Source organism: Streptomyces sp. NPDC007095 (assembly GCF_040634475.1).
Taxonomy (GTDB): Bacteria; Actinomycetota; Actinomycetes; order Streptomycetales; family Streptomycetaceae; genus Streptomyces.
Genome location: NZ_JBEYFS010000369.1, coordinates 1 through 7,113 on the forward strand (window position 1 = coordinate 1; position 7,113 = coordinate 7,113).

General features: G+C 70.1%; 6 protein-coding genes and 1 pseudogene. All 7 read right to left on the bottom strand.

The window, feature by feature from the left end:
* The coding region (locus ABZ656_RS54925) for a Rho termination factor N-terminal domain-containing protein (protein WP_360279822.1) at nt 1–521 on the bottom strand (521 nt) is incomplete at its 3' end.
* A gap of 388 nt (nt 522–909) precedes the next feature.
* A complete protein-coding gene (gene thrB, locus ABZ656_RS54930; RefSeq protein ID WP_054233236.1) occupies nt 910–1,839 on the bottom strand; it encodes a homoserine kinase in 930 nt (309 codons plus the stop codon).
* 475 nt (nt 1,840–2,314) lie between these two features.
* On the bottom strand, nt 2,315–3,373 hold the full coding sequence (gene thrC / locus ABZ656_RS54935; protein ID WP_101400684.1) for a threonine synthase: 1,059 nt from the start codon (nt 3,371–3,373) through the stop codon (nt 2,315–2,317).
* A 6-nt stretch (nt 3,374–3,379) separates the two neighbouring features.
* A complete protein-coding gene (locus tag ABZ656_RS54940; protein WP_360279829.1) occupies nt 3,380–4,669 on the bottom strand; it encodes a homoserine dehydrogenase in 1,290 nt (429 codons plus the stop codon).
* 275 nt (nt 4,670–4,944) lie between these two features.
* Nucleotides 4,945–5,169, bottom strand: a complete 225-nt coding sequence (locus ABZ656_RS54945) for a hypothetical protein (RefSeq protein WP_360279826.1) — start codon at nt 5,167–5,169, stop codon at nt 4,945–4,947.
* Nucleotides 5,166–6,557 carry a diaminopimelate decarboxylase gene (lysA, locus tag ABZ656_RS54950; RefSeq protein ID WP_101400682.1) on the bottom strand — a complete coding sequence of 464 codons (1,392 nt, stop codon included), beginning with the start codon at nt 6,555–6,557 and terminating at the stop codon, nt 5,166–5,168. The genes ABZ656_RS54945 and lysA overlap by 4 nt, the downstream gene beginning before the upstream one ends.
* 17 nt (nt 6,558–6,574) lie before the next feature.
* A pseudogene (locus ABZ656_RS54955) lies at nt 6,575–7,021 on the bottom strand (DALR anticodon-binding domain-containing protein); the annotation flags it as partial.
* Nucleotides 7,022–7,113: the final 92 nt, after the last annotated feature.

Sequence of the window (7,113 nt, forward strand, 5' to 3'; positions counted from 1 at the left end):
ACGGCGGCCTTCGGCTCGCTCTTCGCCTCGGCGGTGACCGTCTCGGGGCTGCCGGCCTCGGCCACGGCACGACGACGGCGGCGCTCACCCGCGGGGGCGTCGTCGCTGGCCGGCTGGCCGGGGATCTCGATCTGCTGCTGGGCCACGGCCTTCTCGGCTGCGGGCTTCTCGGCGGCCTTCTTCTCGGCGGCCGGAGCGGCGTCGTCGCCGGTACGGGCCTTGGAGGTGGCCCGGCGCTTCGGCTTGGTCTCGGTGGCGGCCTCGGCCTTGGCCGGGGCACCCCCGCCCGCCTGCGCCTCCTTGATGACCTCGATCAGCTGGCTCTTGCGCATCCGCGCGGTGCCCCTGATACCGAGGCCGGACGCGACCTGCTGCAGCTCGGCCAGCACCATGCCCTCGAGGCCGGTACCGCGGCGCCGCCGGGAGCCGGCACCGGAGGCAGGCGCGGCAGAGGCGTCCGTGGCGGGCGCGGCAGCGGTCTCCTCGACACGTGCGCCCATCAGATCGGTGGTGTCGCTCACGAAGGGTCCTTCCCTGGAGCGGACGTCGGCCTGTCTGGCTCGGCGACCGGTTGTGCTGTCCGGCATTGGTCCTTGCTGTGTGGACCGTGCCGGGGCGGTGGTCCGCCAAAGAGGCGGAAGACATATCTGATGATGACGATTCCGGAGCCGTGGCACTGAATTGCGGTGTCATCGGCACGGTCACGCCGGTTCCGGAGCGTGCTCAGCACTGCTCAGCGCATAGCACCCAATGCATGGCACAAAGCAGTTTGGGAGGCTCCCGGAAGAATGGTTGTCCCGGACGGGGACACGAAGCACCTCGCCATGGTGGGGTCGGGTGCAGACTTGAGGTTAACACTACCGGATCCAACAAACATTCCCCCTCTCCAAATCCGGCAACCGCGCGCTTTTAATGGACGCCCGCCGGGGCGAGCGGAAGGACGCACGCTCCCGCTTCGTCGAGGTCCAGCCGATTGGCGGCCCAGCCCTGACCTGCGAGATGAGCGACCTTGTCGGCGGATTCCTCGTCGGCCAGCGCGAGGACGGTGGGGCCCGCGCCGGAGATCACCGCGGGGATGCCGTCGGCCCGAAGCCGCTCCACCAGCGCCGCGCTCTCCGGCATGGCCGGGGCGCGGTACTCCTGGTGCAGCCGGTCCTCGGTGGCGGGCAGCAGCAGCTCGGGGCGCCGGCTGAGGGCCTCGACGAGCAGTGCGGCCCGGCCCGCGTTGGCGGCGGCGTCGACGTGCGGAACGGTGCGCGGCAGCAGGCCGCGCGCGGTCTCGGTGAGGACCGGCTTTCCGGGAACGAAAACCACCGGAACGATGGAATCGGCAGGGTCCATCCTGATCGCCCGCGCGGCTCCGGCCTCCATCCAGGAGAGCGTGAAACCACCGAGCAGACAGGCCGCGACATTGTCGGGATGGCCCTCGATCTCGGTGGCGAGCTCAAGAAGCGCGGTGTCGTCGAGTTTGCTGTCGCCGCCTATGGTCACGGCGCGCGCGGCGACGATTCCGGCGCAGATGGCGGCCGAGGAAGAGCCGAGGCCCCGCCCGTGCGGAATGCGATTGGCGCAGACGATCTCGAGGCCGCGCGGTTGTCCGCCCAGCAGATCGAAGGCGGTGCGCAGGGAGCGTACGAGGAGGTGATTCTCGTCGCGGGGCAGCGTCTCGCTGCCCTCACCTGCGATGTCGATGTGCAGCCCGGAGTCGGCCACCCGGACGACCACGTCGTCGTACAGCCCCAGTGACAGGCCGAAGGCGTCGAAGCCCGGCCCGAGGTTGGCGCTGGTGGCGGGGACGCGCACCCGGACGGCGGCGGCGCGGAACGCTGGACCGGCCATCGCTCGATGACTCTCCTTGAGCTGCGTGATGTACGAGATTTTCGATGTGCTGCGAGAGGAACTACGTGCTTCGGATGAACTCGGATGAACTGCGAGAGGGACTGCGATACGTACGGAAGACCCGGAGACCGCAGTGGCTGCCCTGACTGCACTGACTGCACTGACGGCGCGGCACCGCGGCATATGCGGCGGGCGGGTTCGGTACAGCCTATCGAAGGAAGGTTCTGTGGCGACATAGGGCGCACAGGAGGCGCACGATGCGTGTCGTAAGCCCCCCGTGCACCCCCTGTCGGGTTGCGTCAGGGGTGGCCCTGGCGGCGGCCGGATTTCGCCAACTTCTGGCGAAATCCGCCTGCCACTGATGGCCCCTGACAGGCCCCGACGGCTTCTGGCGGATGTGCGCCAGGCGGCTTTACGCCACTCCGCCCACCCGCCGTCCGCCGGCCCGAGCCCTTTGCCTCACGGCCTTTTTGCCTTACGCCAGTCCGAGCCGCTCCGCCGCCGTGGCCGCGTCCACAGGAACGGTGACCGGCTGCGGGGCGCCCGCAACGGCCCAGTCCGGATCCTTGAGCCCGTTTCCGGTGACCGTGCAGACGATCCGCTGACCGGGGTCGACCTTGCCCTGCTCGGCGGCCTTCAGCAGACCGGCGACCGACGCGGCGGACGCGGGCTCGACGAAGACGCCCTCCTGCGCGGCCAACAGCCGGTAGGCGCGCAGAATCTCACGGTCCGTCACCTCGTCGATGAGGCCCTCCGACTCGTCCCGCGCGGCCAGTGCGAACTTCCACGAGGCCGGGTTGCCGATGCGGATCGCGGTGGCGATCGTCGACGGGTCCTTGACGACCTCGCCGCGCACGATGGGCGCGGAACCGGAGGCCTGGAATCCCCACATGCGCGGGGTGCGCCCGGCGATGCCGTCGGCGGCGTACTCCGTGTAGCCCTTCCAGTACGCGGTGATGTTGCCCGCGTTGCCCACCGGCAGGACGTGGATGTCGGGCGCGTCGCCGAGCATGTCCACGATCTCGAAGGCGGCGGTCTTCTGGCCCTCGATGCGCACCGGGTTGACCGAATTGACCAGCGCCACAGGGTAGTTGTCGGACAGCGAGCGCGCGAGCGTCAGGCAGTCGTCGAAGTTGCCGTCGACCTGGAGGATCTTCGCGCCGTGCACGAGGGCCTGGCCCATCTTGCCGATGGCGATCTTGCCCTGCGGGACGAGCACGGCACACACCATGCCCGCACGCACGGCGTACGCGGCGGCGGAGGCGGACGTATTGCCGGTGGAGGCGCAGATGACAGCCTTCGCGCCCTCCTCCTTGGCCCGGGTGATGGCCATGGTCATACCGCGGTCCTTGAAGGACCCGGTGGGGTTGGCGCCCTCCACCTTCAGGTGGACCTCGCAGCCCGTGCGCTCGGAGAGCACCTGCGCGGGCACGAGCGGCGTACCGCCCTCACGGAGCGTCACGACCGGCGTGCTGTCGGACACCGGAAGCCGGTCCCGGTACTCCTCGATGATTCCGCGCCACTGGTGGGTCATTGCTGGTTACTCTCCTTCAACCCGCATGATGCTGGCGACACCCCGCACGGTGTCGAGGCTGCGCAGCGCCTCCACGGTCCCGTTCAGGGACGCGTCGGACGCTCGGTGGGTGACGACGACGAGAGAGGCCTCGCCGTCCTTGCCCTGCTGGCGCACCGTATCGATCGATACGCCGTGCTCGGCGAAAACGGTGGCCACCTGGGCGAGAACACCCGGTTTGTCCGCCACGTCGAGGCTGATGTGGTACCGCGTCACGACCTCACCCATGGGCGAGACGGGCAGCTGGGTGTACGCGGAGTCGCCGGGCCCGGTCGCGCCGCTGAGCTTGTTGCGGCAGACGGCGACGAGGTCGCCGAGCACGGCGGACGCGGTCGGGGCGCCGCCGGCGCCCGGCCCGTAGAACATGAGCTGCCCGGCGGCATCCGACTCGACGAACACCGCGTTGTACGCGCCGCGCACGGAGGCGAGGGGGTGGCTCAGCGGAATCATCGCCGGATGCACGCGCGCCGTCACCGATCCCCCGTCCGCCGCCCGCTCACAGATGGCGAGCAGCTTGATGGTGCAGCCCATCTCCTTCGCCGAGGCGAAGTCGGCGGCGGTGACCTCGGTCATGCCCTCGCGGTACACGTCGTCGAGGCGCACACGCGTGTGGAAGGCGATTCCGGCGAGGATGGCGGCCTTGGCGGCCGCGTCGAACGCCTCGACGTCGGCGGTCGGGTCGGCTTCGGCGTACCCGAGCGCGGTGGCCTCGTCGAGGGCTTCCTGATAGCCGGCCCCGGTGGAGTCCATCTTGTCGAGGATGAAGTTCGTCGTCCCGTTGACGATCCCCATCACGCGGTTGATCTTGTCACCGGCGAGGGACTCGCGCAGCGGCCGGATCAGCGGGATGGCGCCGGCGACGGCGGCCTCGTAGTAGAGGTCCCGGTTGTGCGCCTCCGCCGCCGCGTGCAGGGCCGCACCCTCCTGGGCGAGGAGTGCCTTGTTCGCGGAGACCACGGAGGCGCCGTGCTCGAAGGCGGTGGTGATGAGGGAGCGGGCGGGCTCGATACCGCCGATGACCTCGACGACGACGTCGATGTCCCCGCGTTTGACGAGGGCGGTGGCGTCGGTGGTGACGAGCTCGGGGTCGATGCCCTCGCGCACCTTGGAGGGCCGGCGGACGGCCACGCCCGCCAGCTCGACGGGGGCCCCGATCCTGGCCGCGAGGTCGTCGGCGTGCGTCGTCATGATGCGCGCCACCTCTGAGCCGACAACCCCACAGCCCAGCAGCGCCACCTTCAGCGGACGCGTACGCATCATCCGACCTCGTTTCCTCATACCGTCTACGGTTGGACCAGTCTCACTCACCGGACGGGAGTTTCTATCCCTGGTCCGGATCGTGAGACATCTATTTCATATTTCTGACAGCCGGCGGCAGGAGATCTTCCACCCGGGCCGACCGGCCGTCCGACCTCGTTCAGCCGGTCATTCCGACCTCGTTCAGCCGGTCATTCCGACCTCGATCTGCCGGTCGTTCCGACCTCGTTCAGCCGGTCATTCCGACCTCGATCTGCCGGTCGTTCCGACCTCGTTCAGCCGGTCGTTCCCGGGGGAGACCAGCGGGCCATTCCGCGGGTGGCAAGCCGGTCGTTTCCGGGGGTGACCAACCGGTCGTTGCCGGGGGTGACAAGCCGGTCGTTCCCGGGGGTGACCAGCCGGTCGTTCCCGGGGGTGACCAGCCGGTCGTTCCCGGGGGTGACCAGCCGGTCGTTTCCGGGGGTGACCAGCCGGTCGTTCCGACCCGATCGGCCGGTCACCCGACGTCGAGACGCAGCAGGTCCTCCTCCGTCTCCCGGCGGACGATCACCCGGGCCCCGCCGTCGCGCACGGCGACGACCGGCGGGCGCAGGGCGTGGTTGTAGTTGCTGGCCATGGAGCGGCAGTAGGCACCCGTGGCGGGTACGGCGATGAGGTCGCCGGGGGCCAGGTCCGAGGGCAGGAAGGCGTCCTTGACCACGATGTCGCCACTCTCACAGTGCTTGCCGACGACACGGACGAGCATGGGCTCGGCGTCGGAGGTGCGCGATACGAGAGCGACGCTGTACTCGGCGTCGTACAGCGCGGTCCTGATGTTGTCGGACATCCCCCCGTCGACGGAGACGTACGTCCGCAGCCCGTCGAGCGGCTTGATGGTGCCGACCTCGTAGAGCGTGAAGGCGGTGGGCCCGACGATGGCCCGCCCCGGCTCGACCGAGATCCGGGGCGTCCGCAGCTTCGCGGCCTCGCACTCCCGCGTGACGATCTCGCCCAGCGCCTTCGCGATCTCGTGCGGCTCGCGGGGATCGTCGTCACTCGTGTACGCGATGCCGAGGCCACCACCGAGGTCGATCTCGGGCAGCTCGACCCCGTGCTCGTCACGAACGGCGGCCAGCAGCGACACCACGCGCCGGGCGGCGACCTCGAACCCGGCCATGTCGAAGATCTGCGAACCGATGTGCGAGTGGATCCCCACAAGCTCGAGCCCGTCGAGCGCGAGCGCACGCCGCACCGCCTCCGCGGCCTGCCCGTCGGCCAGCGCGACCCCGAACTTCTGGTCCTCGTGTGCGGTGGCGATGAACTCGTGGGTATGCGCCTCGACCCCCACGGTCACGCGGATCTGCACCCGCTGCCGCTTGCCGAGGGAATGCGCGATGTGGGCGACGCGGACGATCTCCTGGAAGGAGTCGAGAACGATCCGCCCGACCCCGGCCTCGACGGCGGTGGCGATCTCCTCCTCGGACTTGTTGTTGCCGTGGAAGGCGATGCGGTCGGCGGGCATCCCGGCGGAGAGGGCGGTGGCGAGCTCACCGCCGGAGCACACGTCGAGGTTGAGCCCCTCCTCGTGCAGCCATCGCACGACGGCGCGCGAGAGGAAGGCCTTCCCGGCATAGAAGACGTCGGCGTCGTGCCCGAAGGCGGTCCGCCAGGCGCGGGCGCGCTCGCGGAAGTCGGCCTCGTCGATGAAGTAGGCGGGGGTGCCGAACTCCTCGGCGAGCCGGGTGACTTCCATCCCGCCGACGCTGACGACGCCGTCGTCCGTACGGCTGACGGTGTGCGCCCAGACCTTGGGGTCGAGAGCGTTGAGGTCGGCGGGCGGGGCGCTGTAGTGGCCCTCGGGGAGGACATCGGCGTGACGGGGCCCGGCGGGGTGTGCGGAACGGCTCATTTTTCTCTCACAGACGGTCACAGATAGTCAGGGGCGCTGATGCCGAGCAGGGACAGGCCGCCGGCCAGCACCGTCCCGGCGGCTTCGGCGAGCGCGAGCCGGGCACGGTGGGCGGCCGAGGGTTTCTCGTCGCCGAGCGGCAGCACGGTGTGCTGGAAGGCGAGGAGGGCGTCGGCGGTGGTGACGAGGTGCCGGGCGAGCCGGTCGGGCGCGCGGTGCAGGGCCGCCTGCGTCAGCACGGCCGGATACCCGGCGAGGGCCCCGACAAGCGCGTCGGTGCCCTCGCCGGGTACGTCACCGGGATCGCCGGTGCAGCCGAGCGCGGCGGCGTTGCGGGTGAGGGCCCGGGTGCGGGCATGGGCGTAGCGGACCCGGAAAAGCGGGTTGCTCTCCCGCTGAAGCAGGTGATCGGCACTGACCCGCGGCCGGTCGTGGGATGCGGGGTGCAGCAGGGCCCAGCGGGCGACCGAGACCGGGGAAGGAGGCATCGACGCAGGCCTTGTTTAGGCATCAACATCTGTGCAGCCACAAGGTAGCCGAAACTTTCGGATCACCC